The organism is Streptomyces sp. NPDC032940, assembly GCF_040636935.1.
Lineage (GTDB): Bacteria > Actinomycetota > Actinomycetes > Streptomycetales > Streptomycetaceae > Streptomyces.
This window is the reverse complement of sequence record NZ_JBEZVJ010000024.1, coordinates 39,466-64,164: the sequence shown is the minus strand read 5'-3', so window position 1 is coordinate 64,164 and position 24,699 is coordinate 39,466. Positions and strand designations below refer to the sequence as shown.

The 24,699-nt window shown below is 73.5% G+C and carries 24 protein-coding genes; 12 read left to right on the top strand and 12 right to left on the bottom strand.

Annotated features, from left to right (window positions below):
• Positions 1-34: 34 nt before the first annotated feature.
• The 4 genes from AB0E77_RS25330 (at position 35) to AB0E77_RS25315 (ending at position 4,500) form a co-directional block, all read left to right on the top strand.
• The gene (locus AB0E77_RS25330) at positions 35-1,111 is read left to right on the top strand and encodes an LLM class flavin-dependent oxidoreductase (RefSeq protein ID WP_361574291.1); all 1,077 of its coding nucleotides are present in this window, start codon (positions 35-37) and stop codon (positions 1,109-1,111) included.
• A gap of 106 nt (positions 1,112-1,217) precedes the next feature.
• A complete protein-coding gene (locus AB0E77_RS25325; RefSeq protein ID WP_361574289.1) occupies positions 1,218-2,003 on the top strand; it encodes a DUF1684 domain-containing protein in 786 nt (261 codons plus the stop codon).
• Positions 2,004-2,209: 206 nt separating this feature from the next.
• The gene (locus AB0E77_RS25320) at positions 2,210-3,118 is read left to right on the top strand and encodes a S1 family peptidase (RefSeq protein WP_361574287.1); all 909 of its coding nucleotides are present in this window, start codon (positions 2,210-2,212) and stop codon (positions 3,116-3,118) included.
• 299 nt (positions 3,119-3,417) lie between these two features.
• Entirely contained in the window at positions 3,418-4,500 is a 1,083-nt protein-coding gene (locus AB0E77_RS25315) for a S1 family peptidase (RefSeq protein WP_361574285.1), read from the top strand.
• 76 nt (positions 4,501-4,576) lie between these two features.
• Here the strand turns inward: AB0E77_RS25315 and AB0E77_RS25310 are convergent, their stop codons facing one another.
• On the bottom strand, positions 4,577-5,647 hold the full coding sequence (locus AB0E77_RS25310) for a DUF3533 domain-containing protein (RefSeq protein WP_361574283.1): 1,071 nt from the start codon (positions 5,645-5,647) through the stop codon (positions 4,577-4,579).
• A 152-nt stretch (positions 5,648-5,799) separates the two neighbouring features.
• Between AB0E77_RS25310 and AB0E77_RS25305 the strand changes: the two genes are divergently transcribed.
• The gene (locus AB0E77_RS25305; RefSeq protein WP_361574281.1) at positions 5,800-9,333 is read left to right on the top strand and encodes a DNA polymerase III subunit alpha; all 3,534 of its coding nucleotides are present in this window, start codon (positions 5,800-5,802) and stop codon (positions 9,331-9,333) included.
• Positions 9,330-10,334, top strand: coding sequence for a hypothetical protein (locus AB0E77_RS25300; protein WP_361574279.1), 1,005 nt, complete (start codon positions 9,330-9,332; stop codon positions 10,332-10,334). Before AB0E77_RS25305 ends, AB0E77_RS25300 begins: the two co-directional genes overlap by 4 nt.
• Before the next feature lie 14 nt (positions 10,335-10,348).
• On the opposite strand, the gene AB0E77_RS25295 is transcribed toward AB0E77_RS25300, so the two are convergent.
• A complete protein-coding gene (locus AB0E77_RS25295) occupies positions 10,349-10,723 on the bottom strand; it encodes a cupin domain-containing protein (protein WP_361574277.1) in 375 nt (124 codons plus the stop codon).
• Between the two features lie 117 nt (positions 10,724-10,840).
• Between AB0E77_RS25295 and AB0E77_RS25290 the strand changes: the two genes are divergently transcribed.
• Positions 10,841-11,287: a MarR family winged helix-turn-helix transcriptional regulator gene (locus AB0E77_RS25290; protein WP_361574275.1), complete on the top strand. Its 447-nt coding sequence runs from the start codon at positions 10,841-10,843 to the stop codon at positions 11,285-11,287.
• A 173-nt stretch (positions 11,288-11,460) separates the two neighbouring features.
• On the top strand, positions 11,461-12,324 hold the full coding sequence (locus AB0E77_RS25285) for an alpha/beta fold hydrolase (protein WP_361574273.1): 864 nt from the start codon (positions 11,461-11,463) through the stop codon (positions 12,322-12,324).
• A gap of 101 nt (positions 12,325-12,425) precedes the next feature.
• Here the strand turns inward: AB0E77_RS25285 and AB0E77_RS25280 are convergent, their stop codons facing one another.
• Complete coding sequence (locus AB0E77_RS25280) at positions 12,426-13,448, bottom strand: lytic polysaccharide monooxygenase (RefSeq protein ID WP_361574271.1); 1,023 nt, start codon at positions 13,446-13,448, stop codon at positions 12,426-12,428.
• Positions 13,449-13,614: 166 nt separating this feature from the next.
• On the opposite strand from AB0E77_RS25280, the gene AB0E77_RS25275 reads away from it, so the two are divergent.
• Positions 13,615-14,076, top strand: a complete 462-nt coding sequence (locus tag AB0E77_RS25275; protein ID WP_361574269.1) for a GNAT family N-acetyltransferase — start codon at positions 13,615-13,617, stop codon at positions 14,074-14,076.
• A gap of 33 nt (positions 14,077-14,109) precedes the next feature.
• On the opposite strand, the gene AB0E77_RS25270 is transcribed toward AB0E77_RS25275, so the two are convergent.
• Complete coding sequence (locus AB0E77_RS25270; protein WP_077799539.1) at positions 14,110-14,244, bottom strand: hypothetical protein; 135 nt, start codon at positions 14,242-14,244, stop codon at positions 14,110-14,112.
• Positions 14,245-14,356: 112 nt separating this feature from the next.
• Between AB0E77_RS25270 and AB0E77_RS25265 the strand changes: the two genes are divergently transcribed.
• Positions 14,357-15,004 carry a class I SAM-dependent methyltransferase gene (locus AB0E77_RS25265; protein WP_361574267.1) on the top strand — a complete coding sequence of 216 codons (648 nt, stop codon included), beginning with the start codon at positions 14,357-14,359 and terminating at the stop codon, positions 15,002-15,004.
• Here AB0E77_RS25265 and AB0E77_RS25260 read toward each other — a convergent pair.
• Both AB0E77_RS25260 and AB0E77_RS25255 read right to left on the bottom strand, forming a co-directional pair.
• Positions 14,985-15,485: a DUF402 domain-containing protein gene (locus AB0E77_RS25260; RefSeq protein WP_361574265.1), complete on the bottom strand. Its 501-nt coding sequence runs from the start codon at positions 15,483-15,485 to the stop codon at positions 14,985-14,987. The genes AB0E77_RS25265 and AB0E77_RS25260 overlap by 20 nt on opposite strands.
• A complete protein-coding gene (locus AB0E77_RS25255) occupies positions 15,466-16,392 on the bottom strand; it encodes a GNAT family N-acetyltransferase (protein ID WP_361574263.1) in 927 nt (308 codons plus the stop codon). Before AB0E77_RS25255 ends, AB0E77_RS25260 begins: the two co-directional genes overlap by 20 nt.
• Before the next feature lie 70 nt (positions 16,393-16,462).
• Between AB0E77_RS25255 and AB0E77_RS25250 the strand changes: the two genes are divergently transcribed.
• On the top strand, positions 16,463-16,831 hold the full coding sequence (locus AB0E77_RS25250) for a GntR family transcriptional regulator (protein ID WP_361574261.1): 369 nt from the start codon (positions 16,463-16,465) through the stop codon (positions 16,829-16,831).
• Here the strand turns inward: AB0E77_RS25250 and AB0E77_RS25245 are convergent.
• From AB0E77_RS25245 to AB0E77_RS25225, 5 genes are all read right to left on the bottom strand, one after another.
• Positions 16,819-17,682: a DUF72 domain-containing protein gene (locus AB0E77_RS25245; protein ID WP_361574259.1), complete on the bottom strand. Its 864-nt coding sequence runs from the start codon at positions 17,680-17,682 to the stop codon at positions 16,819-16,821. The genes AB0E77_RS25250 and AB0E77_RS25245 overlap by 13 nt on opposite strands.
• 15 nt (positions 17,683-17,697) lie before the next feature.
• Positions 17,698-18,792, bottom strand: a complete 1,095-nt coding sequence (locus AB0E77_RS25240; protein WP_361574257.1) for a DUF5925 domain-containing protein — start codon at positions 18,790-18,792, stop codon at positions 17,698-17,700.
• 84 nt (positions 18,793-18,876) lie between these two features.
• A complete protein-coding gene (locus tag AB0E77_RS25235; protein WP_361574255.1) occupies positions 18,877-19,692 on the bottom strand; it encodes a polysaccharide deacetylase family protein in 816 nt (271 codons plus the stop codon).
• Complete coding sequence (locus AB0E77_RS25230; protein ID WP_361574253.1) at positions 19,685-20,695, bottom strand: glycosyltransferase family 2 protein; 1,011 nt, start codon at positions 20,693-20,695, stop codon at positions 19,685-19,687. Before AB0E77_RS25230 ends, AB0E77_RS25235 begins: the two co-directional genes overlap by 8 nt.
• Positions 20,692-21,519 (bottom strand): glycosyltransferase family 2 protein, encoded by an 828-nt coding sequence (locus AB0E77_RS25225; protein ID WP_361574251.1) that lies wholly within the window; start codon positions 21,517-21,519, stop codon positions 20,692-20,694. The genes AB0E77_RS25230 and AB0E77_RS25225 overlap by 4 nt, the downstream gene beginning before the upstream one ends.
• A gap of 621 nt (positions 21,520-22,140) precedes the next feature.
• Here AB0E77_RS25225 and AB0E77_RS25220 point away from each other — a divergent pair.
• On the top strand, positions 22,141-22,947 hold the full coding sequence (locus AB0E77_RS25220; RefSeq protein ID WP_361574249.1) for an SGNH/GDSL hydrolase family protein: 807 nt from the start codon (positions 22,141-22,143) through the stop codon (positions 22,945-22,947).
• On the opposite strand, the gene AB0E77_RS25215 is transcribed toward AB0E77_RS25220, so the two are convergent.
• Positions 22,917-24,572: a serine/threonine-protein kinase gene (locus AB0E77_RS25215; RefSeq protein ID WP_361574248.1), complete on the bottom strand. Its 1,656-nt coding sequence runs from the start codon at positions 24,570-24,572 to the stop codon at positions 22,917-22,919. The genes AB0E77_RS25220 and AB0E77_RS25215 overlap by 31 nt on opposite strands.
• Positions 24,573-24,699: the final 127 nt, after the last annotated feature.

Here is a 24,699-nt window from a genome sequence, read left to right as displayed (position 1 = left end):
TCCCGACGCTGCTGCCGGAAAGGTTCTCCTCCGCATGGCCTCCTCACACGACCGGCGCCGGCTGCACCTGGCCGTCGCCCTCGACCAGCCGTCGGTGCACGACGCCGGCTCCTACGTGGACGCGGCACGGCTCGCCGAACGCGGCGCGCTGGACTTCGTGACCCTGGACGAGGGCTTGGGCCGCCCCGGGCCCGACGCGCTCGCCGTCCTGGCCCGGGTCGCCCCCGCCACGCGGCGCGTCGGCCTGGTCCCGACCGTCACCACCACGCACACCGAGCCCGTCCACGTCCACGCCGCCGTGGCCACCCTCGACCGGGTCAGCCACGGCCGGGCCGGCTGGCGGATCGGGGTGTCCGCCGGCGAGGGCGAGGCCCGTCTCCTCGGCCGGCGCCGCGCCGTACTCGCCGAGGCCCTGTGGCAGGAGGCCGGCGAGGTGGCCGACGTGGCGGAGAGGCTGTGGGACCGCTGGGAGGACGACGCCGAGATCCGGGACGTGGCCACGGGCCGCTTCGTGGACCGGGACAAGCTGCACCACGTCGACTCCACCGGCACCCACTTCTCGGTCAAGGGCCCCTCCGTCGTGCCGCGGCCCCCGCAGGGCCACCCCGTCCGCGTCGTCGACGCCACCGAGCCGCCCGCCCGCGGGGTCGCCGCCCGGTACGCCGACGTGGCCCTCGTCCGCACCGCGCATCCCGCCGAGGCCGCCGCCGCACGGGCCGGGCTGCGGACCTCGGCCGCCGCCCAGGGCCGCGACCCGGACGCCCTGCGCGTCCTCGCCGCCCTGGACGTCGACCTCGGCGACGGCGAGTACGCGGCCGAGCGCGGCCACGGCGGGGGCGGACCCCGGCCCACCCCGCGCGGCCCGCTGTACCGGGGCGGCCCCGTCGACCTGGCGGAACTCATCGCCGCCTGGCACCGCGAGGGCACCGTCGACGGCTTCCATCTCACCCCGGCCGAGTCACGCCGCGACCTGGAACGGCTCGTCAACGGCACCGTCCCGCTGCTCCAGCACCGGGGACTGTTCCGCACCTTCTACCCGGGCAGCACGCTCCGGGAGCACCTGGACCTGGGCCGGCCCGCCAACCGGTACGCCGCAGGAGGGGCGTCATGACCGCACGCAGAAGAAGGGACTGTCCATCCGGCAGACCCGGAGTACGAGGGCGGCACCCTGTGCTCGCACCTCGGTCTCGCCGAGCCGGTGTGTAAGGGTTGATCCCATGACGACGGACGCATCCGAGGCGTGGAAGCGCTGGCACGAGCAGCGCGAGGAGACGGTGTCGGCGCCCTACGGGCCGCTCGCGCTGACCGGCACGCACTGGCTGGAGGATCATCCGGACGGCCGGCTCCCGGACATCCCGGGGACCTGGACGGCGGACGGCGACGCCGTCGTGCTGACGGCCACCGGGGCCGACGGGCTGACCGTGGACGACCGGCCGCTGGACGGCGAGGCACGGCTCGCCGCCGACCCGGGACCGGCGAGCGCGGCCCGGGTCGCCCACGGCGAGCGGCGCCTGGTCGTGCTGCTCCGCGAAGGCGCCTGGGGGGTGCGTGACTTCGACCCGGCCGCCGAGGCACGGCGCGCGTTCACCGGCATCGCGGCCACGCCCTACGACCCGCGCTGGTCGGTGCCGGGACGCTTCACGCCGTACGACACCGGACGGCGCAGTGTGCGGGTGCCGAACGCGGACGGGCGGGAGCGCGGGCTCGGCCTCGGCGGGGAACTGGCCTTCGCGCTGGACGGACGGGAGCACACGCTCCAGGTGACCGTGGAGGGCGACGGCTCGCTGTGGGCCGTCTTCGCGGACACCACCAGCGGAAGCACCAGTTACCGCTTCCGGTTCCTGCGCCCGGCCGCGCCGGACGCAGAGGGGCGCACGACGGTCGACTTCAACCGCGCGCTGCTGCCGCCGTGCGCGTTCGCCGACCACTTCATCTGCCCTTTCCCGCCGCCGGGGAACACGCTGGAGGCCGGCATCGAGGCGGGGGAGCGCGAACTGCGCTGACGTCCTGCGGGGGTTGGCGGCGGCCGGCCGATGGTTGAAGGCCGAAAGGCACTCTTGCGCCGACCGGCCGTTCGGCCGAATACTCCAACCTCAGCGCTTGTCAGGGGCACGGCGCGTCCGGAACCCGGGCGTCCGTCCGCTGGCTGCGCCTCACGGGCCCCAACCCCACGAGAGGGCCCCCGACTTCCTTTGTGGAGGAACGAAAAGTGAGGATCAAGCGCACCAACCCCCGCAGCGGCATCTCGAGACGCACCCGGCTGATCGCCGTATCCACCGGTCTCGTGGCCGCAGCCGCGATCGCGGTCCCCAGCGCGACCGCGGCACCCACCCCGGCCACCTTCAGCGCCGCCGAGCTGAACAGCGCGAGCGCCGCGGTGCTCCAGGCCGACGTCCCCGGCACCGCCTGGGCCGTCGACAGCGCCACCGGCCGGCTGGTCGTCACCGCCGACAGCACGGTCACCCAGGCCGAGATCGCGAAGATCAAGGAGCAGGCCGGCGACAAGGCCGGCGCGCTCACGATCAAGCGCACCCCCGGCACGTTCAACAAGCTCATCCAGGGCGGTGACGCCATCTACGCGAGCAGCTGGCGCTGCTCCCTCGGCTTCAACGTCCGTGCGAGCAACGGCACCGAGTACTTCCTGACCGCCGGTCACTGCACCGACGGCGCCGGCACCTGGTGGTCCAACTCCGGGCACACCACGACCCTCGGCACCACCGCCGGCTCCAGCTTCCCGGGCAACGACTACGGCATCGTCCGGTACACCAACACGTCCGTCAGCAAGCCCGGCACCGCGAACGGCGTGGACATCACCCGCGCCGCCACGCCGAGCGTGGGCACCACCGTCATCCGCGACGGTTCCACCAGCGGCACCCACAGCGGCCGGGTCACCGCGCTGAACGCCACCGTCAACTACGGCGGCGGCGACATCGTCTCCGGGCTGATCCAGACCACGGTCTGCGCCGAGCCCGGCGACTCCGGCGGCCCGCTCTACGGCAGCAACGGCGTCGCCTACGGCCTGACCTCCGGCGGCAGCGGCAACTGCTCCTCCGGCGGCACGACGTTCTTCCAGCCGGTGACGGAGGCCCTGAGCGCCTACGGCGTCAGCGTCTACTGAGACCGGCCCACAGCGCAGCCGGCAGCGCCACGAGCCCCCGCACGCAGCCCGCGTGCGGGGGCTTCCCCTTGCCCGGCTGCCCGCCCCGGCGTTCGCGGTGCGATGTCGCTCCGCGAATCCTCCTGGAAGGGACATGATTGGTGAAGGACCTGTGACCGCGCTGGAGTTGTCGTGCGCACGTCCTTCAGTCGACCTTGTGTGCGGCCTGTGGAGTCGGAAGAGTGAACGCTCGTCAACCAGCCTTCCGGCCCGCGAGGTCCCCACAACCTGCGGGCCGACCCCCCACAGGAGGACGTGAGTTGAAGCACCGACGCATACCCAGGCGGCGGGCAGCCGTGGTAGGTGCGGGCATCACCGCACTGGTCGCCGCGGGAGTCACCTTCCAGAGTGCGAACGCCAGCGAGTCCCCGAAGGCCTCCGCGCCCGAGACCCTGTCGGTCACGGCGGCCGGAAAGCTCGCCTCCACACTGCTCGGCGACCTCGGCGCCGACGCGGCGGGCACGTACTACGACGCCCAGGCGAAGAGCCTCGTCGTCAACGTGCTCGACGAGGCCGCCGCGCAGACCGTCGAGGAGGCCGGCGCCAAGGCGAGAGTCGTCGAGAACTCGCTCGCCGACCTGAAGAGCGCCCGCACCACCCTCGCCGAGGACGCCACGATCCCGGGCACCTCGTGGGCGACCGACCCGACCAGCAACAAGGTCGTCGTCACCGCCGACCGCACGGTCTCCGCGGCCGAGTGGGCCAAGCTGACCAAGGTGGTCGACGGGCTCGGCGCCAAGGCCGAACTCAAGCGGACCAAGGGTGAGTACAAGCCCTTCGTCTCGGGCGGCGACGCCATCACCGGAGGCGGCGGGCGCTGCTCGCTCGGCTTCAACGTGACCAAGGGCGGCGAGCCGTACTTCCTCACCGCCGGGCACTGCACCGAGGCCATCTCCAGCTGGTCGGACTCCTCCGGCACGGTGATCGGCCAGAACGAGGCCTCCAGCTTCCCGGACAACGACTACGGCCTGGTCAAGTACACCGCCGACGTGGCCCACCCGAGCGAGGTGAACCTCTACAACGGCTCCGCCCAGGCCATCTCGGGCGCCGCCGAGGCCACCGTCGGCATGCAGGTGACCCGCAGCGGCTCGACCACCCAGGTGCACGACGGCACGGTCACCGGCCTGGACGCCACCGTGAACTACGGCAACGGCGACATCGTCAACGGCCTGATCCAGACCGACGTCTGCGCCGAGCCCGGCGACAGCGGCGGCTCGCTCTTCTCGGGCGACAAGGCCATCGGCCTCACCTCCGGCGGCAGCGGCGACTGCACCTCGGGCGGCGAGACCTTCTTCCAGCCGGTGACGGAGGCCCTGTCGGCCACCGGTACGCAGATCGGCTGAGCCGCACACGGTACGCAGAAGTCCCGTCCCGCGCGCGAGGGGCGGGACTTCCGCGTGCCCGTGCGCGGTACGGCGGTCAGCCCGCCTCGGCGGGCGGCCGCGTGGGCAGCTCCGTCTCCCGCCGCCGGCCGCGCAGCACGGCCGCCAGCAGCGTGATCGCCGTTCCCGCGACCGCCCACGCCCACAGCACCAGCAGGGAGAGGGTCTGGTCGTTGCCCTTGAAGTACGCGACCGAGCGGGCCGCCCAGGTGCCCGCCCCCGGCGGCAGTGCCGGGCCGATCGCCCTCCAGAACGGCGGCAGCAGCGGCAGCGGGAAGGCGCCGCCCGCGCTCGGGTTGCCCGCGACCACCACCAGCAGGATCGCCAGCCCGATGCCGACGATCCCGAAGAGGCCCTGGAGCGCGAGCGTGGCGGCGCCCACCGCGAAGGTGATCAGGGCGCCCAGCCCCCACAGGTCCACCACGCTGCCGGGCAGCGCGCCCAGGATCGGCCCGACGATCACCGCGCCGCCCAGACCGCCGACGATCGCGACCAGCGCCATCACGATCAGCCGGATCGCCGCGCGACGCAGGTTGGCGGGCCGGGCCCCGGTGCTGATCGCCAGGATCGACGCGCACAGATAGCCGCCGACACACCAGCCCACGACCAGATAGAAGGACGACAGCCCGTCGAAGTCGTGGCGTGAGGCCGGGGCCACGTCGACGACCCGCACCGCGCGCCCCTCGGCCTTGTCGGCCCTGCCGACGATGGCCTCCAGGGTGGTGGCGAGGACGGTGCCGCCGCCGGAGGCGACCAGCAGGGTGTCCGTACGGCTCCGCGGGTCCACGATCAGGGCGCCGTCGATCTCCCGGTCCATGATCTGCTGCCGGGCGCTCGCCGCGTCGGCCACCGTGCGCGGGTCCAGCGGCGCCCCGGGCAGCCGCTCCAGCCGGGCCACCGCCTGCTCGGCCGCGTTCTCGGGTGCGACGACGCCGAAGGGCACGTCCTTCGGCCGGGGATCGTGCAGCGCTCCCACGTAGGAGGCGATGAACAGCAGCTGGAGCGCGAGCACCCCGAGCACGAGAAGGGTGGCGCGCGGAGTGACGGCGTCCTTCACCTCCCTGAGGAAGGAGCCGCTCCGGGAGGCGGTGACCGGGGTGTGCGACATGTCCCCACGCTCCGGGGCGGCGGGTGTTTGCGCAGGTGGGAGGGGGCCGAACGGATGTCGCACACACATTCGAAAATTGGTCTATGGTGGGGGTGAGGTAGTTGGGAACAGGCGTTCGATAAGGCGTCGGTTCATGAGAGCGGGAGGTGCGTGTGCCGGGTTTCACGCATCTGCACACCGTCTCCGGGTTCTCCCTGCGCTACGGCGCCTCCCACCCGGAGCGGCTGGCCGAGCAGGCCGCCGAACGGGGCATGGACGCCCTCGCGCTCACCGACCGCGACACCCTCGCGGGCACGGTCCGCTTCGCCAAGGCCTGCGCGAAGGCGGGCGTCCGCCCCCTGTTCGGCGCGGAGCTCGCGGTCGCGGCCCCCGAGCCCGAGACCGGCCGCACGGACACCTCCGTACGCCGGGACCGGCGCCGCACCCCCGTGCGCGGAGGCGCCTTCGTCGACGAGTCGGCCCCCCGGGTCACCTTCCTCGCCCGCGACGGCGCCCGCGGCTGGGCCGACCTGTGCCGCCTGGTCTCCGCCGCCCACACCGCGGGGACCACGCCGCTGCTGTCCTGGCCCGACAACCACGCCGACGGCCTGACCGTCCTGCTCGGCCCCGGCTCCGACGTCGGCCGAGCCCTCGCCGCCGGCCGCCCCGACCGCGCGGTGAGGCTCCTCGCCCCCTGGCGGGAGGTCTACGGCGACGCCCTGCGCCTGGAGGCCGTCTGGCACGGCCGCAAAGGGACCGGCCCCGGGTCCCTGCGCCTGGCCGCCCGCACCGTCGGCTTCGCCGCCGAACAGGGCGTCCGTCCGGTGCTCACCAACGCCGTCCGCTATGCCGACCCCGGCCAGGGCGAGGTCGCCGACGTCCTGGACGCCGCCCGCCGCCTGGTCCCGATCGACGCCGGCAAGGAGCTCGACTCCGGCGAGGCCTGGCTCAAGGACGCCGGTGCCATGCGGCAGGCCGCCGAGCGGATCGTCGAGTCCGCGGGCTTCCGGCGCGAGGCCGCCCTCCGTCTGCTGGAGCAGACCAGGGCCACGGCCGCCGAGTGCCTGGTCGACCCCGAGGACGACCTCGGCATGGGCGCCGTCCACTTCCCCGAACCGCACCTCGTCGGCGCCGGCCGCCGCACCGCCCAGCGCGCGCTCGCCTCCCGGGCGGCGGCGGGCATGGTGCTGCGCGGCTACGACCGGCGCCGCGGTCACCGGGAGTACTGGGAGCGTATGCACCACGAGCTGGACATCATCGCCCACCACGGCTTCGCCTCGTACTTCCTCACCGTCGCCCAGGTCGTGGACGACGTACGGCACATGGGCATCCGGGTCGCCGCGCGCGGCTCCGGCGCGGGCTCCCTCGTCAACCACCTCCTCGGCATCGCGCACGCCGACCCGGTCGAACACGGGCTGCTGATGGAGCGGTTCCTGTCCAAGGAGCGGGTCGTGCTGCCCGACATCGACATCGACGTGGAGTCCGCGCGCCGCCTGGAGGTCTACCGCGCGATCATCGACCGGTTCGGCACGGAGCGGGTCGCCACGGTCGCCATGCCGGAGACGTACCGGGTGCGCCACGCCATCCGCGACGTCGGTGCCGCCCTGTCCATGGACCCGGCCGAGATCGACCGCGTCGCCAAGTCCTTCCCGCACATCCGCGCCCGCGACGCCCGCGCGGCGCTGGAGGAACTGCCCGAGCTGAAGGAGCTGGCGGGGGAGAAGGAGCGGTACGGCAAGCTCTGGGAGCTGGTCGAGGGCCTCGACGCCCTCCCGCGCGGCGTCGCCATGCACCCCTGCGGAGTGCTGCTGTCGGACGCCTCCCTGCTCTCCCGTACGCCGGTCATGCCGACCAGTGGCGAGGGCTTCCCGATGGCCCAGTTCGACAAGGACGACGTGGAGGACCTCGGGCTGCTCAAGCTGGACGTGCTCGGGGTGCGGATGCAGTCGGCGATGGCCCACGCGGTCGCCGAGGTCGAGCGGGCCACGGGCACCGAGGTCGACCTGGACGCGATCGCGGAGGGCGACCCGGCGACGTACCGGCTGATCCGCTCCACCGAGACGCTGGGCTGCTTCCAGATCGAGTCGCCGGGACAGCGGGACCTGGTCGGGCGGCTCCAGCCGGCCACCTTCCACGACCTCGTCGTGGACATCTCGCTCTTCCGGCCCGGCCCGGTCGCCGCCGACATGGTGCGGCCGTTCATCGAGGCCCGGCACGGGCGGGCGCCGGTGCGCTACCCGCACGAGGACCTGTCGGAGCCGCTGGAGGGGACGTACGGGGTCGTCGTCTTCCACGAGCAGATCATCGACATCGTCGACATCATGACCGGCTGTGGACGCGGTGAGGCCGACCGGGTGCGGCGCGGGCTGTCCGACCCGGAGTCGCAGGGGCGGATCAAGGTGTGGTTCGCCCAGCACGCGACGGCGAACGGCTATGACGCGGAAACGATTCAGCGGACCTGGGAGATCGTCGAGGCCTTCGGGTCCTACGGCTTCTGCAAGGCGCACGCGGTCGCCTTCGCGGTGCCGACGTACCAGTCCGCATGGCTGAAGGCCCACCATCCGGCCGCCTTCTACGCCGGGCTGCTCACCCACGACCCCGGCATGTACCCCAAGCGGCTGCTGCTGGCGGACGCGCGGCGGCGCGGGGTGCCGATCCTGCCGCTGGACGTGAACAAGTCGGGGGTCGCACACACGATCGAACTGGTGTCTGAATCAAAGGGGCCGGGGAAGTGGGGGCTGCGCCTCGCCCTCTCCGACGTGCACGGCATCAGCGAGGCCGAGGCGGAACGGATCGCCGCGGGGCGGCCCTACGCCTCCCTGCTCGACTTCTGGGAACGGGCCCGCCCCAGCAGGCCGCTGGCCGGACGGCTCGCCCAGGTCGGCGCGCTGGACGCGTTCGGCGCCAACCGGCGCGACCTGCAACTGCACCTGACCGAGCTGCACCGCGGCGCCCGCGGTGGACGCGGGGGTCAACTCCCCCTGTCCGGCGGGCGGAAGACCGCGTCGGCCGGGCTGCCCGACCTCACCTCGGCGGAGAAGCTCAGCGCCGAACTGGGCGTGCTCTCCATGGACGCCTCGCGCAATCTGATGGACGACCACCGCACCTTCCTGCGCGAGCTGGGCGTGGTGTCGGCCAAGCGGCTGCGCGAGGCCCGGCACGGGGAGACGGTGCTGGTCGCGGGTGCCAAGGCGGCCACCCAGACCCCGCCGATCCGCTCCGGGCGGCGGGTCATCTTCTCCACCCTGGACGACGGCTCTGGCCTGGTCGACCTCGCCTTCTTCGACGACTCGCACGACGCCTGCGCGCACACCGTCTTCCACTCCTGGCTGCTGCTGGTGCGCGGGGTGGTGCAGCGGCGCGGCCCGCGCAGCCTCAGCGTGGTCGGCTCCGCGGCGTGGAACCTCGCCGACCTGCTGGAGGTGCGCCGGGAGGAGGGGCTGGAGGGCGTCGCCGCCCGGCTGGCCGGAGCGGGCGGCGCCCAGGGGGACGACCCCGAGGGCGGCCCGGCGCGCCGCCGCCTCGCCGGTTCGGACGGACGGCCAGCACCGGCCGGCTCCGCGGCCCAGGACCCGATGGAGCGGCAGCGGACGATCCGCATGTCCACCGGGTACGAGATGCACCCCTGGGCCGATCTGCGCCCCGCGGGCGAAGGGTCCGCGGTCGGAAGGAAGTTGTGGCACCAGAGTCCGGGGAGTGCGGGATGACGATTCTCTGCGTACGTTTCCAGCTGCCGCCGATGTACGAGGCGGCCCTGCCCGAACTGCTCGGGCTCCTGGAGGAGTTCACACCGGTCGTCGAGGCGCTGCCGCCGGACGGCGCGCTGGCCGACCTGCGCGGCGCCGAGCGGTACTTCGGGCGCGACGCCGTGGAACTGGCCTCGGTGATCCGCGTCCGCGCCCTCGCCCTGTACGGCGTCGACTGCGTGATCGGCGCCGGGCCCGGCCCGATGCTGGCCCGCATGGCCCTGCGCGACGCCCGGCCGGGGCTCACCCGCGCGGTGCCCGTGGGTGAGGAGCGGGAGTTCCTCGCCGGCAAGCCCGTCGTCGCGCTGCCCGGCGTCGGCACCGCCACCGCCCGCACGCTGTGCGAGTACGGCCTCGACACCCTCGGCCGGGTCGCCGCCGCGCCCCTGTCCACGCTCCAGCGCCTGGTCGGCGCGAGGGCCGGGCGCGAGCTGCACGAGAAGGCCCAGGGCGTCGACCGCGGCCGGGTCGTCCCCAACGGGGTCTCCCTCCCCCACTCTCGGCTTCGCTCGAGCGGGGGGACCCCCACCCTGGCCACCGACCGCCCCTTCACCCGCGACGAACTCGACCCCGCCCGGCACCGCCGCGCCCTGCTCTCGGCCGCCGAGGAACTGGGCGCCCGGCTGCGCACCGTGGACAAGGTGTGCCGCATCCTCACCCTCACCGTCCGCTACGCCGACCGGTCGGCCACCACCCGCAGCCGCACCCTGAAGGAACCGACCGCGCACTCGGCGGCGCTGACGCGGACCGCGTACGACCTGTACGAGGCGTTGGGCCTCCAGCGGGCCCGGGTCCGCTCGATCGCCCTGCGCGCCGAGGATCTGGCCCCCGCCGAGCAGGCCTCCCACCAGCTCACCTTCGATCCCGTGGACGAGAAGGTCCGCCGGATCGAGGAGGTCGCGGACCGCGCGCGGGCGAAGTTCGGACCGAGGGCGGTGATGCCCGGGTCGCTGGCGGCGTGATCCCCCGACGCGCGTCAGTTGGCCCACGGGGGAGTGATCCGGCTGCCGTCGGCCAGCTCCGCCTCCAGACCGACGGAGGTGGTGACCCAGGACGTCGCGGGGCGGGCGGTGGGGTTCTCCACGGAGAGGGTCGCACCCCGGTTGATGATCACGGTGTCGCCCGCGGTGACGCGCTCGGTGCGGCCGTCGAGGGTGATCAGCAGCTCGCCGGTGAGCAGATGGAAGATCTCCTCCCGGCTGACGGTGTGCGCCGGAGCCTTCGTCCCCGCGGGGATCTCGCCCCGCCAGGCGCACAGCTCCCTGCTGCCGCTGCGGGGGGCGGCGTACGAGACGAAGCGTACGCCGTGGATCTCATGGGTGACGCCTTCGGACGAGCGGACGACGGGCATGACGGTCTCCTCGGGAAAGTGGCCACGTTCGACTGATTGGTCAAGCAGCTTGACCAACTCCTCGCGACCTATGGTCAAGCTGCTTGACCAATCAGTCAAGGGTGCTTCAATGCCCCCGTGCAGAACTCCGAAGCCATGGCCCTGTCCGTCGCCCTGCTCGCCGCCGCCGGCGGGCTCACGCAGCGCATCCACGAGGGCGTCGTCGCCCGCGGCTTCCAAGAGCTGCGGCCCGCCCACGGCTTCGCCTTCGCCCGGCTCGCCCCCGACGGCGCGACGGCCACCGAACTCGCCGCGCATCTCGGGGTGACCAAGCAGGCCGCCGGTCAGCTCGTCGACGAGCTGGTCCGCAAGGGGTACGCCGAACGCCGGCCCCACCCCGCCGACGCGCGGGCCCGGCTGGTCGTGCTGACCGAGCGGGGGCGGGCGTGCACGCGGGCCGCCGAGGAGGCGGCGGCCGAGGCCGTGCGTGCGTGGTCCGACGTGATCGGCGACGACGGGGCCCGTGCGCTGCACGGCCTGCTGGCGCGCGTCGCGCCCAACGGCCCCGTGCGACCCAGCTGGTGACCATTTATCACTCGAGCTCCGGCGGAGTCCGGTTATCACTGGAAGTTTTTACTGACGCGTAACTTCACAGCTGGACTACTCGCCCGTAACTTGACGAGTGAACAGCATCCCGTGATCCGGATCACAGGGCGTCCTGCCGTCGCACCTCCCTTGAGCCGCAAGGAGATCACCCGATGCTGCCCTGGAAGCGAGTGCTCAGACCCCTGGCCGCGCTGCTGCTGACCGCCGCGGCCGCCCTGGTTCCCGCCACCTCCGCGCACGCCGCCGACGCGCGTCCCAGCAGCGGCTGGAACGACTACACCTGCAAGCCGTCCGCCGCCCACCCCCGCCCCGTCGTCCTGGTCCACGGCACCTTCGGGAACTCCGTCGACAACTGGCTGGGCCTCGCGCCCTACCTGACGAGCCGGGGCTACTGCGTCTTCTCCCTCGACTACGGGCAACTGCCCGGCGTCCCGCTCTTCCACGGCCTCGGACCGGTCGAGAAGTCGGCCGAGCAGCTCTCCGCCCACGTCGACAAGGTGCTCGCCGCGACCGGCGCCGCGAAGGCCGACCTCGTCGGCCACTCGCAGGGCGGCATGATGCCCCGCTACTACCTGAAGTTCCTCGGCGGAGCCGGCAAGGTGAACGCCCTCGTCGGCATCGCGCCCAGCAACCACGGCACCACCCTGTCCGGCCTCACCAACCTGCTGCCGTACTTCCCGGGCATCGGGGACCTGCTGAACGAGAACACTCCGGCCCTCGCCGACCAGGTCGTCGGCTCCGACCTCCTCACCAAGCTCAACGAGGGCGGCGACACCGTGCCCGGCGTCCGCTACACCGTCATCGCCACCCGCTACGACGAGGTGGTCACGCCGTACCGCGGCCAGTACCTGAACGGGCCGAACGTGCGCAACGTCCTGCTCCAGGACCTGTGCCCGCTCGACCTCTCCGAGCACCTGGCGATCGGGCTGATCGACCGGATCGCCTTCCACGAGGTGGTCAACGCCCTCGACCCGGCGCACGCCACCCCGACCACCTGCGCCTCGGTCTTCAGCTGATCCCGGCGTGTCTCGCGCCCGACGCGGGGCTCGTCCGGCCTGAGCCGCCGGACGAGCCCCGCGTTCCCCCGTGGTCACTGGGGTACCTGGGGTGCCTGGGGTCAGCGACCGTGCCGGCCGCCGTCCAGCGCCCGCCGGCGCACCGAGGCGAACAGCACCGCCGCGCCGAGCGCGAGGGTCGCGGCCCCGCCGACGGCGAGATACGTGGTGCTGCCGTCGCCGCCCGTCTCGGCGAGGTCCGCGGTGCCCCCGGCCGCCTTGACGCGGTTGGGCCCGTCCGCCGCAGGGGCCGTGGAGCCGGCCGGTCCGGCCGGTTCGGTCGGGTCCGTCGTCGTGGTGGCGTCCTGGTCGCCGTGCCCGTGGTGCTCGACCGTCGACCTGTCGGCCGCCGCCGCGAGCTGCTCCTCGGACGGCGCGGAGGCCGAGGGTGCCGGGGCGGCGCCGCCCGCCGTGTCGCCGCCCGCCTCACCGCTGCCGCCGCCGGTACCGCCGAAGGACACGTCCGAGCAGGAGTAGAAGGCCTCCGGGCTGTCCGAGCGCTGCCACACCGCGTACAGCACGTGCTTGCCCGACCGCTCGGGCAGGGCGCCCGAGAACGTGTAGTGACCGCCCGACGCCACCGGGTCGGTGACCGTCGCCACCGGCGCCGAAAGGTCCAGGTCGGACCACTTGAGCGCACCCGCCGGATCGAAGCCGGGCTTGGTGATGTACACCTTGAAGGTGCCCTTGTGCGGCGCGGTCACGCGGTACTTGAAGGTGTACGAGCCGCTGTTCACCGCGGTCGCCGGCCAGTCGGCGCGGGCCAGGTCGAGGCCCTTGAACTCCTCGCTGTTCGCGCTGCACAGCCTGCCGTCCGGGATCAGCTCCTGGTGCCGGCCGGCGGCGTCGCCGATGCGGATGCCGTTCCAGTCGTAGAGCGCCTGGGTGCCGCCCGCCGCCACGGCCGCCCGGCACGCGGCCGACGTCGGGCTCTCGGGGCCCTCGGCGTAACACTGCGACACCCGGCTGACCGGGTCGCCCATCGAGCCGTGCGCCGACGCGGGCGCGGCGGCCAGCGCGGTCAGGGCGAGCGGGGCGAGGCCGGCGACGACGGTGGCGGCGGCGACCCTGCGGGGTGCGGGCATGGGGAACTCCTCGACGGTCACTGGGACATGGGCCGAAACCCGTGGGGTGACCAGCAAGCTAGCCCCTGGACACCGCGAACCCGCCTGCTGGGAGCGGGTGCGCGCGATCTTTATGGCCGCGTTAAGGGAGTGCTCAGACTGCGCTCAGGTAACTACCGTTCGCCGTATGGACGACGAGAGGATCAGGCGGGCGGCCGCCGCCGACGTGCCCGCGGTGGCGGCCGTCACCGACGCGGCGTACCGGCCGTACATCGAGCGCATCGGGGTCGTGCCGCAGCCGATGGAGGCGGACCACGCGGCGGACGTGGCCGCGGGGAAGGTGTTCGTCACGGAGGCGGAGCCGGGCGCGCCCGTCGTGGGCCTCGTGGTGCTGGAGGCGTTGGGAGACCATCTGTTCCTCGACAGCATCGCCGTCCACCCCGACGCGCACGGCACGGGCGTGGGGCGACGGCTGCTGCGGTTCGTGGACGCGCAGGCACGTGCGCTGGGCCTGCCCGAGGTCAGGCTCTACACGAACGCGCTGATGACGGAGAACCAAAAGATCTACCCGAAGTACGGGTACGAGGTCGTGGAACGACGCGTGGACGGCCCCTACGACCGGGTCCACTACCGTAAGCGGCTGCTCTGACGGGTCTCGCGCGTCTCATGGCCGGGCGCCCGGTCAGTTGTCCGGCCACCACGTGCGGGCGATGTCCTTGCGGACCTCCGGGCGCCCCGCGGGGCGCTCGTCGGCCTCCTCGCGGACTCGGCGGGCGTCGGTCTTCTTCAGGGGCTTCTGCACGGTCAGACGGCGCATGGCTGCCTCCTCACGGATCCACCGGGTTCCGCATTCTCACGGAGGTAGACCCTTTCCCCGAGAGTTCCCCATCGATGCATCGCTGTCAGTGGTGGATGTCACTCTGTGACGCATGACGAGCAACAGTGACGGGACGACGGGGCCGGACGTCGACTGGGACGCACGGGCCGCCACCTTCGACGAGGAGTCCGACCACGGGCTGCGCGACCCCGGCGTGCGCCGGGCCTGGGCCGCCCGGCTGCGCTCCTGGCTGCCCGAGCGGCCCGGTGACGTCCTCGACCTGGGCTGCGGCACCGGCAGCCTGTCGCTCCTCGCCGCCGAGCAGGGACACCGGGTGACCGGCGTCGACCTCTCCCCGGCCATGCTCCGGCTGGCCCGCGCCAAACTCGCCGGCCGTGACGCACGGTTCCTGACCGGTGACGCCGCGGCGCCGCCGGTGGGCGGGCGGCGCTTCGACACCGTCCTGGTCCGGCACGTGCTGTGGACCCTGCCCGACCAGGGCCGCGTCCTGGCGCACTGGCGGGAGCTGCTGCGGCCGGGCGGACGGCTCGTCCTCGTCGAGGGCGTGTGGGGGAGCGTCACCCCGGTCGGTATACCAGCCGGCCGGCTCACCGCGCTCCTCGCCCCGCTCGGCGGGCGGATCCAGGTGGAACGACTGTCGGACGACCCGGCGTTGTGGGGCAAGGAGGTCGATGACGAGCGGTACGCGGTGGTCGCGCTGCCCGCGCCCGCCGCGGTGCCTATGCCAGCAGGTCGGTGAAACCGTCCCCGCGGGCGAGCCGCTCCAGCTCGTCCAGCGCGCCCACGGCGGCAGCGGCGGCCCCCGGGTCCCGCTCCGCCAGGCCGCTCCCGGCGAACTCGTCCTCGTCCAGCCGCCGTACGTCCGTGCCGTCCGCGGAGCGCCACAGGTCCAGGTCGAGGTCCTCGACGACCAGTTCCGTCCCCGTCAGCACGGCGGGCCGGGTGACGTCGCAGTACCAGCCCTTCACCGCGCCCGTGGCGGTGCTGACCTCCTTGACCGAGTACCAGCGGTCGCGCCAGTAGTACTCGGTGAAGACGTCGCCCGCCTCGAAGCGCACGAAGCCGAAGTCGCGGACGCCGGCACCGGCCCAGGGGGCACGGACCACGACCCGCGTGCCGTCGTCGTGCAGCAGCTCGCCCGGGTAACGGATCTTCGTGCGGCCCGCCTTGACCAGGACGACCTCCACCTGGTCCGGGGCGTCAGCCGAGTTCGCGGACATAGCGCACCTCCGTCGCACAGGCCTCGTAGCCGAGGCCCTTGTTGATGGCGAGCATCGGACCGTTGCCGGTGTCGTTGCCCGTGAAGGCCTCCGTGCACCCCGCCGCGCGGGCACGGCGCAGGGAGTCGGTCTTGGCGGCCTTGGCCAGGCCCTTGCCGCGATGGGCGCGGACCGTGCCGGTCATGGCGGTCGAGTAGCCGGTGCCGGCGGTGTAGGCGAGGCTGAAGGCGGCCGGGCGGCCGTCGACGAGCGCGACCGTGGTCAGCTCCCGGTTCAGCAGCGGATGCCGCCAGGTCTCCTCCAGCCAGGCCTCGTAGTCCGTGAACTCGTAGTCGACGTCGCTCGGTTCGTCCGACGCCGTCTCGGCGTCCAGTTCGAACAACGGGCGGGGGTCGTCCGCGAAGTCGGCTGCCGTGCGGAGTTCGACACCGGCGGGAAGCGTCGGCGCGGCCGGGAGCGGGGCGTTCACCAGGTCCAGCCGGAGGAAGTGGGCCGAGCGCCGCCGTTCGTAGCCGTGCCGCTCGGCGAAGGCCGTGTTGGCGGGCTCGTCCAGCACCCAGGCGAACAGCTTCGTCGCGCCCTCGGCGGCCAGATACTCCTCGGCCGTGCGCGCCAGCAGCCCGCCGGCCCCGCGCCGGACCCGGTCCGGGTGGACGTAGACGTTGAGGAACCCCTGCCCGGGCTCCGGGCTGTCGTGGACCAGACCGACCTGGGCCGTGCCGATGATCTCGCCGTCCTCCTCCGCGACCAGGGAGCGGAATCGCGCCCGCGGGTGGGTCCGGGTGAGGGCGTGGACGATCGAGTCCGGGGTGAACAGGATGTACGGCAGGGCCGCGTGCCGGACCTGGGCGAAGCCCTCCAGGTCGGCCCGCACTCCGGGGCGCAGATCGCGCACGATGACGGTCATGGGGCCGCACGCTACGCGGGGCCGGGGCACGATGCCTCCGGATTTCCGGCGGGTGCGGGACAATCGCCGGGTGACCTTGACGATCCACATCGACGACGGCGTCCCGCCCTACGAGCAGGTGCGCGCACAGATCTCCGAACAGGCGCGGTCCGGCGCGCTGCCGGTCGGGTACCGGCTGCCGACGGTGCGGGGACTGGCCGAGTCCCTGGGACTCGCGGCCAACACGGTCGCCAAGGCGTACCGGGCGCTGGAGGCGGACGGGGTGATCGAGACGCGGGGGCGCAACGGAACGTTCGTAGCTGCGGCGGGCGATGCGGCGGAGCGGGAGGTGGCGTCCGCGGCGCGGGAGTTCGCCTCGCGGGCTCGGAGGCTGGGGGTGTCGGAGGGGGATGCGGTGGCCGCGGTGCGGGACGCTCTGCGGGTCGCTTATGGGGATTGAGCGCCGTTGGGGTGTTTGACCGGTGCCGGCTGCGGGTGTGCGGGGGCTGGTCGCGCCCCGCGGCGGAGCCGCTGATCGTCACAGCCCCGCGCCCCTTCGGGGCACGTTCGGGTGGCCGTCAGGTTCGCCGTGCGGGCCAGTCGGGCGAATGCCACCGCGTCTCGGACCGCCGCTCCGGTCGGGTCGTTGTTGAAGTACGTGTAGACGTCCGCCGTGTCCGGCCAGGTTGTGGCGATGCGGTCCAGCCACGTCGCCAGGGAGCGGCGGCCGTAGTGCGGCCAGGGGGTGGCGCGGCCCTCGTGGAAGCGGACGTAGCCCCAGTCGGCGGTGCGCCACAGCGGGGTGACCGGACGGGCCAGGACGTCGGCCCAGCACAGGGCAGCGCCCCGGGACTCCAGGACCCCGCGCACCTCGGGCGTCCACCAGGACTCGTGCCGGGGCTCCACCGCGACCCGTGTGCCGGGCGGGAAGCAGGCCAGGCAGGCGTCGAGGAGGGCCGCGTCGGCACGGAGGGTCGGCGGGAGCTGGAGCAGGACCGGGCCGAGGCGGTCGCCCAGGCCCGCCGCGTGGGTCAGCAGGCGCTCGACCGGCTCCGCCGGGTCCCGCAGGCGCTTGATGTGGGTGAGATAACGGCTCGCCTTGACCGCGACCACGAAGTCCGGCGGCACCCGCTCCCGCCAGCCCTCGAAGGTCTCCCGCGTGGGCAGCCGGTAGAACGCGTTGTTGATCTCCACCGTCGCGAAGGCGGCCGCGTACCGCTCGAGCCACAGCCGTACGGGCAGGCCGGGCGGGTACAGGACGTCCCGCCAGTCCCGGTACTGCCAGCCCGACGTGCCGACGAACAGGGTCATACCCCCATCGAACAGCTACAGGTACAGCCCCGCCTCCGCGCCGTCCCGCGGCTCCGGCAGCGTGGTCGGCGAGGTGCCCCGGCGCAGCGCGAACAGCTCCGCCAGCGTCGCGCCCTCCCTGCCGACGCCCTCCTCGGTGCCGAGCCAGTCCACCGCCTCCCGGCGGGTGAGCGGACCCACCTCGATGCGGGCCAGGCAGCGGCCGGGGCGGACGACGGCGGGGTGCAGCCGCTCCAAGTCCTCGTTGGTCGTCACCCCGACCAGGACGTTGCGGCCCTGGCCCAGCAGGCCGTCCGTGAGGTTCAGCAGCCGGGACAGGGCCTGCCCGGCGGTGTGCTTGGCCTCGCCGCGGATCAGCTCGTCGCAGTCCTCCAGCAGCAGCAGCCGCCAGCGGCCCTTGCCCGCCGCGTCCTCCTCGCCGATGGCGATGTCCATCAGATAGCCGACGTCGGAGAAGAGCCGCTCGGGGTCCAGCACGCAGTCCACCTGGCACCAGTCCCGCCACGAGCGGGCCAGGGTGCGCAGCGCCGAGGTCTTGCCGGTGCCCGGCGGACCGTGCAGGAGCAGCAGCCGGCCCGCGATGTCCTCGGGCGTCGTCTTCATCAGGCCGTCCATCGCCTGCGCGACCGGTGCCGTGTAGTTGGCCCGGACCTCGTCCCAGGTGCCGGCCGAGATCTGCCGGGTGGTGCGGTGCGGGCCGCGCCGCGGGGAGACGTACCAGAAGCCCATGGTGACGTTCTCCGGCTGCGGTTCCGGCTCGTCCGTCGCGCCCTGCGTCGCCTCGCCGAGCACCTTCTGGGCCAGGTCGGCGCTGGTCGCGGTCACCGTGACGTCGGCGCCCCGGCTCCAGCGGGAGACGAGCAGCGTCCAGCCGTCGCCCTCCGCCAGGGTCGCGCTGCGGTCGTCGTCGCGGGCGACGCGCAGCACGCGCGCGCCGGGCGGCAGCAGCGTCGCACCGGAGCGCACCCGGTCGATGTTCGAGGCGTGCGCGAACGGCTGCTCGCCGGTGGCGAAACGGCCGAGGAACAGCGCGTCGACCACGTCGGAGGGGGAGTCGCTGTCGTCGACGTTGAGCCGGATCGGCAGGGCGTCGTGCGGGTTCACGGACATGCCGCCATGATCGGGCACACGGAGGCCGCGTGCACCCGGTTTCCCGGGCCCACGCGGCAGACGCTGCGCCTGACGGCCGGCGGTTCAGGCACCGGCCGTCAGTCGCCTCGCCCGCGCCCGCCGTGCCCCGCGGAGCACGGCGTACCCCTTGGTCAGCGCACGGTCGCGGGCGAACGTGCGGGCGATCGCGCGCCCCTCGAGGAGCCGGGCGAACTCCTCCGGCCCCGTGCTGCGGCGCACGGTGACCCGCCTGAGGGCGTACGGCCCCTGGCGCCGGCGTGCCAGGCCGTTGCCGACGGCGAGCGCCTGGGCGTACCCCGTCTCGCGCACCGCCCGCCGCACCCGGCGGTCCGAGTAGCCGTACGGGTAGGCGAACGAGACGGGTCCGGCGCCCAGTCGGTCGGTGAGGATCTCCCGGCAGTGGATCAGCTCGTACCGCAGCGGGCCCTCGCCGAGCTGGTCGAGCTGCGGATGCGTGTGACTGTGCCCCCCGATCTCCACGCCCGCGGCGGCCAGTTCGCTGACCTGGTCCCAGTCGAGCATGGTGTCCGGGGCGCCGCCGGTGTCGTAGGGGCCGCGCAGCCAGCCGGTCGTGACGAACAGCGTGGCCGGGAAGCCGTGCCCGGTGAGGACGGGCAGCGCGTGCCGGTGCACGCCCTCGTAGCCGTCGTCGAAGGTGATGAGGACCGGCCGCTCCGGCAGCGGGCGGCCGGAGCGCCAGGCGGCGGCCAGCTCCGCCGTGCCGACCGGAGTGAGGCCGCGGCCGGCGATCGCCGCCATCTGCTCGGCGAAGGCCTCCGGCGTCACGGACAGGGCGCGGGCCGCCGGTGCCGGGTCGGCCGCGACAGCGTGGTACATGAGGACCGGCACCCGCGCGTCGGCCACAGACACCTCAGCCATGCGCGCCTCCCTCCGCCGGTCCGACGGGTGCCACCGAGAACGTGGCCCCGCCCCGTCGCGCCCGTACGCTGCCCACCACATAGCCGCCCGCCGCCGTGAGCACCCCGGCGACGATGGCCCCCGCCCGGCGCGCACCGCCCGGCCGGGCCAGCGCGGCGTCGCGCAGACCGCGCACCACCCCGGCCGGCAGGACGCGGGTGGTGTACCGGCGTTCGGACTCCAGCCCCTTGTCCGCCCCGACGCTCCTGGCCACCAGCGCCTTGGACAGGCCCTCGGCGTAGGTGCGGGTGCGGAAGTAGCCGAAGTGCTCGCGCGCCCCGGGCACCCGGTGGTGGATCACCGCCCGGTCGTCGATCAGCAGCACCGCGTCGGGCCGGGCGCGCGTGAGCCGGATGCACAGCTCCGTCTCCTCGCAGCCCAGCGGGCGCCTGTCGCCGTCGCGTCCGATGCCGGTGGCGAAGCCGCCCGCCGCGTCGAACGCCTCGCGCCGGAAGGAGGCGTTGCCGCCGAGCACGTTGCGCACCCGGACCCGGCCGGGCGGCAGGCCGCGGTACGTGCAGCCCACCACCCAGTCGAACTCCTCCGGGAACCAGTCCGGCCGGCGCCCCGACGCCCAGACGGGCTCCGTGCGCCCGCCGACGGCCATGACCGCCGGGTCGGTGTACCCGGCGGCGAGGTGCCGCAGCCAGTCGCGCTCGGCCACGGCGTCGTCGTCGAGGAAGGCGACGACCTCGCCGCGCGAGGCCGCGATGCCGGTGTTGCGGCCGGCCGACAGCCCGCGGGGGCCCGCGTTCGCCAGCACCCGCACGGCGCCGGCCTCCTTGTACTCCTTCAGCAGCCGGTCCCGGAGCGGCTCGTTGTGGTCGACGACCAGCAGCGTCTCCAGAGCCGGGCGGGACTGCGCCCGCACCGAGGAGACCGCCGCGAGGATGTCCTCCCAGCGCTCCTCGGTGTAGACGCAGATCACCACCGAGACCGTGAGCGGGGTGCCGGCAGTGCTCAAGACACCTTCCCCCGCGCCGAGCCGACCGACACGAGCGTCGGCGCGTGCCCGCGGCTGCGCAGCGCACGCCGGTTGGAGCGCTCGTCGAGGATCACTCTGAGCACTCGCAGCCCGTCGCGCACGGCGCGCAGATTGCTCACGCCGTGGATGCGCAGGTACTCGTGGCTGGGGATCTCCTGCACCTTGAGGCCGGCCTTGACGACCCGGATGTTCATCAGGGTCTCGACCTCGAAGCCGGTGCAGTCGAGGTCGATCTTGTCCAGGCAGTGCCGCCAGAACGCGTTGTAGCCGTAGCAGAGGTCGGTGTAGCGGGCGCCGAACTTCCGGTTGACGACCGCGCACAGGGCGCGGTTGCCGAGCTTGCGGATGAAGGTCATGTCGTCGGTGCCGCCGCCGTTGGCGAAGCGTGAGCCCTTGGCGAAGTCGGCCCCGGAGACCAGGGCGGAGACGTACGACACGATCTCCTGGCCGTCGGCCGAGCCGTCGGCGTCGACCATCACGATGATGTCGCCGGTGCACGCCTCGAAGCCGGTGATCAGCGCGTCGCCCTTGCCCTTGCCGCGCTGCTCGACCACCTTGACGTCGGGCCACAGCTCCCGGGCGACCTCGACGGTGCCGTCGGTGGAGTTGCCGTCCACGAGGACGACCTCGTGGATCCAGTCGGGCAGGGTCTTGAAGACGTAGGGAAGGTTCTCCGCCTCGTTCATCGCGGGGATGACCACGCTCACCGGCGGAGCGATGGCCAGGTGCGAGGAGACGGGCCGGTACTTCCCGGCGGGTGACGGATCGTCGTCCGTGACCGCCGGCTGCAGAACTGAGCTCATGAGTCTGGTCCCTCTCGTCCGGCGGACCGCCCGCCCCAGGGGCGGTCCGGCTCTGAATCCGGTTCGAAAGGGGGGTTCTCACCCACGGCGCGACGGCATGGACCCCCGTGCGTGCCAGGTGAGCTGGCGAAGCCTGTCGACGCCCGCAAGAGAAAAGGCAGCCGACCGCGCGGCACGGCCCGGTCACCGATGCGGTCACCGAGCACGGCACCCCCCTACCGCGCGCCCCGCCCCGGTCCGCCGCGGCCTCGAGCCCTCCCCTGAGCCGCTTGCCGACGTACCGATGCGGGAGATGTATGACGGTATTGACGATTGAACCCGTATGGCAAGACCTGAAACGAGGTCTCACGTTTTTGTTGTTTTGCCGTCATCCGTTCTTGTCGAGGGGCGATCTCGCGCGGGTGTGGGTCCCCAGACCGTTCCGCTTTGCCCCCCGAAGCCCAAGATGCCGGGCCTCAATGTGGCCCAGCCCGTCGCAGAGCGTCAAGACGGCACTGGTGTTCCCACCGATTCTCGTCCGATTTTGAATCATCGTCAGCCATTTCTTGGCATGGACACTTCCAGTCAACACGCGTAGCTGGTACCACGGTTGCGGCAGAGATCCTGCTAAAGGGAGGTTCCATGAGACGTTTCCGACTTATCGGCTTCCTGGCTTCAGCCCTCCTGGCCGCCGGCGCCGCCCTCACCGGGGCCGCCTCGGCCCAGGCGTCCCCGGCCGCGGTGTCCGGCGGCTACGTGGCCCTCGGCGACTCCTACTCCTCCGGCGTCGGAGCGGGCAGCTACATCAGCTCCAGCGGAGACTGCAAGCGCAGCACCAAGGCCCACCCGTACCTCTGGGCCGCCGCCCACTCGCCCTCGTCCTTCGACTTCACCGCCTGCTCCGGCGCCCGTACGGGTGATGTTCTCGCCGGACAGCTCGGCCCGCTCAGCTCCTCCACGGGCCTCGTCTCGATCAGCATCGGCGGCAACGACGCCGGGTTCGCCGACGTCATGACGACCTGTGTGCTCCAGTCCGACAGCTCCTGCCTGGCGCGGATCGCCACCGCGCGGGCGTACGTCGAACAGACCCTGCCCGGCAACCTCGACAACGTCTACTCCACCATCCGCAGCAAGGCCCCGAACGCCCGCGTCGTCGTCATCGGCTACCCGCGCTTCTACAAGCTCGGCACCTCATGCGTCGGTCTCTCCGAGACCAAGCGGAAGGCGATCAACGACGCCTCCGACCTGCTCAACACCACCATCGCCAAGCGCGCCGCCGACCACGGCTTCACCTTCGGCGACGTGCGGTCCACCTTCACCGGGCACGAGATCTGCTCCGGCAGCGCCTGGCTGCACAGCGTGAACTGGCTCAACATCGGTGAGTCGTACCACCCGACCGCGGCCGGGCAGTCGGGCGGCTACCTGCCGGTCCTCGACGCCGCCGCCTGACCCGAAGCGGAAGGAGAAGCGGAAGAGCTGGAGGAGGGGGAGGCCCCGCCCGTCGGGGTCTCCGTCTCCGTCTCGCAGGCCACCGAGAACGCCACCGCGTCCGAGGTGGCCTCCACCGGCTCCCGCACCTCCACGCGGACGGCGCTCTCGAACGCGCCGCCGTCGTGGTCCGTCGTCACGACGACGTCGTCCTGCCGCGAGCGGCCACCGTCCGCAGGGAAGGACAGGGTCCGCCAGCCCGGCTCGGAGACCTTCCCGTCCTCCGTCACCCAGCGGTAACGGACCCGGGCGGGCAGCCTCCCCACCGTGAACGTCGCCGTGAACGCGGGGGCCTGGCCGTGCGGCGGGGGACAGCTCCCCGAGTAGTGGGTGTGCGAGCCCGTCACGGTCACCCGCACCGACTGCGGCGGGGGACTGCTTCCGGGACCGCCGCTCCCGGAACCGGCCGACGGACTCGGCTCCGCGCCGTCGTCGCGGCTCGGTGCCGTCGAACCCGCCCCCGGAGTCCCGCTCGCACCCGAACCCCTCGCACCGCCACCGCCGTCCGAGCGGTCCAGCAGCACGTACGTCAGTCCGGCCAGCGCGAGCGCGAGCACGGCCAGCCCCACGACCAGCACGGCCCGCGCGCGGCCCTCCCGGTGCCCGGACGCCGGGGGCCCGGGGCCGTCCGGCGTCACGGGCACGGGCATCGGCGGCGTCGGCGACACCGGCCCGGACCGGGCCACGACCGTCGGGTCGTAGGCGCCGGCCGGCGCCGTCTGCGCGAGCGGCGGGCCCTCCCCGTCCCCGGCGGGGGTGCCGCCGGCCCCGACGAGCCGCAGGTCCCGCTCGGCCCGCTCGGCCGACAGCCGCCACGCCGGGTCCTTGCGCAGCAGCCCTTCGACGACGGGCGCGAGCGCGCCGGCCCGCCGCGGCGGCGGCAGCTCCTCGTCGACGACCGCCCGCAGGGTGCTCAGCGGAGTGTCCTGGCGGAACGGCGAGGCTCCCTCGACGGCCGCGTACAGCAGTACGCCCAGCGACCACAGGTCGGACTCCGGACCGGGCGTGCGGCCCAGGGCCCGTTCGGGGGCGAGGTACTCGGGGGAGCCCACGACCTCGCCGGTCATGGTGAGGGCGGAGCTGCCCTCGAGCGTGGCGATCCCGAAGTCGGTGAGCACCACCCGGCCGTCGTCGGCCAGCAGCACGTTGGCCGGCTTCACGTCCCGGTGCAGCACGCCCGCCGCGTGCGCGGCCCGCAGCGCGGCCAGCACCTCGGCGCCGACACGGGCGGCCCGCCGCGGCTCCAGCGGACCCTCCGCGTCCAGCAGGTCGGCCAGGGACAGGCCGCGCACCAGCTCCATCACGATCCAGGGCCGGCCGCCGTCGGTGGCCACGTCGTACACCGTGACGACATTGCGATGGGCGACGCGGGCGGCGGACCGGGCCTCCCGCTCCAGCCGGGCGTACATCCGGCGCACCTCGGCGTCCGGGAGCCCGGCGGGCGCTCGGACCTCCTTGACGGCGACCTCGCGGTGCAGGACCTCGTCGCGGGCCCGCCACACCGTGCCCATGCCGCCCTCGCCGAGCGGGGACAGGAGCCGGTAGCGGCCGGCGACCACACGCTCACTGCCGGGCTCTTCGAACACCGGCGCCCCCTATGACGTCTCGCGCGGACTCGCCCCGCACTGATCCCGGAGATTCTTCCCAAAGTAGCTCAGTCCGACCGGGTTGCCGCCTCCCTGGACACCGATCCGGCACCGACGGGCGGGGCGC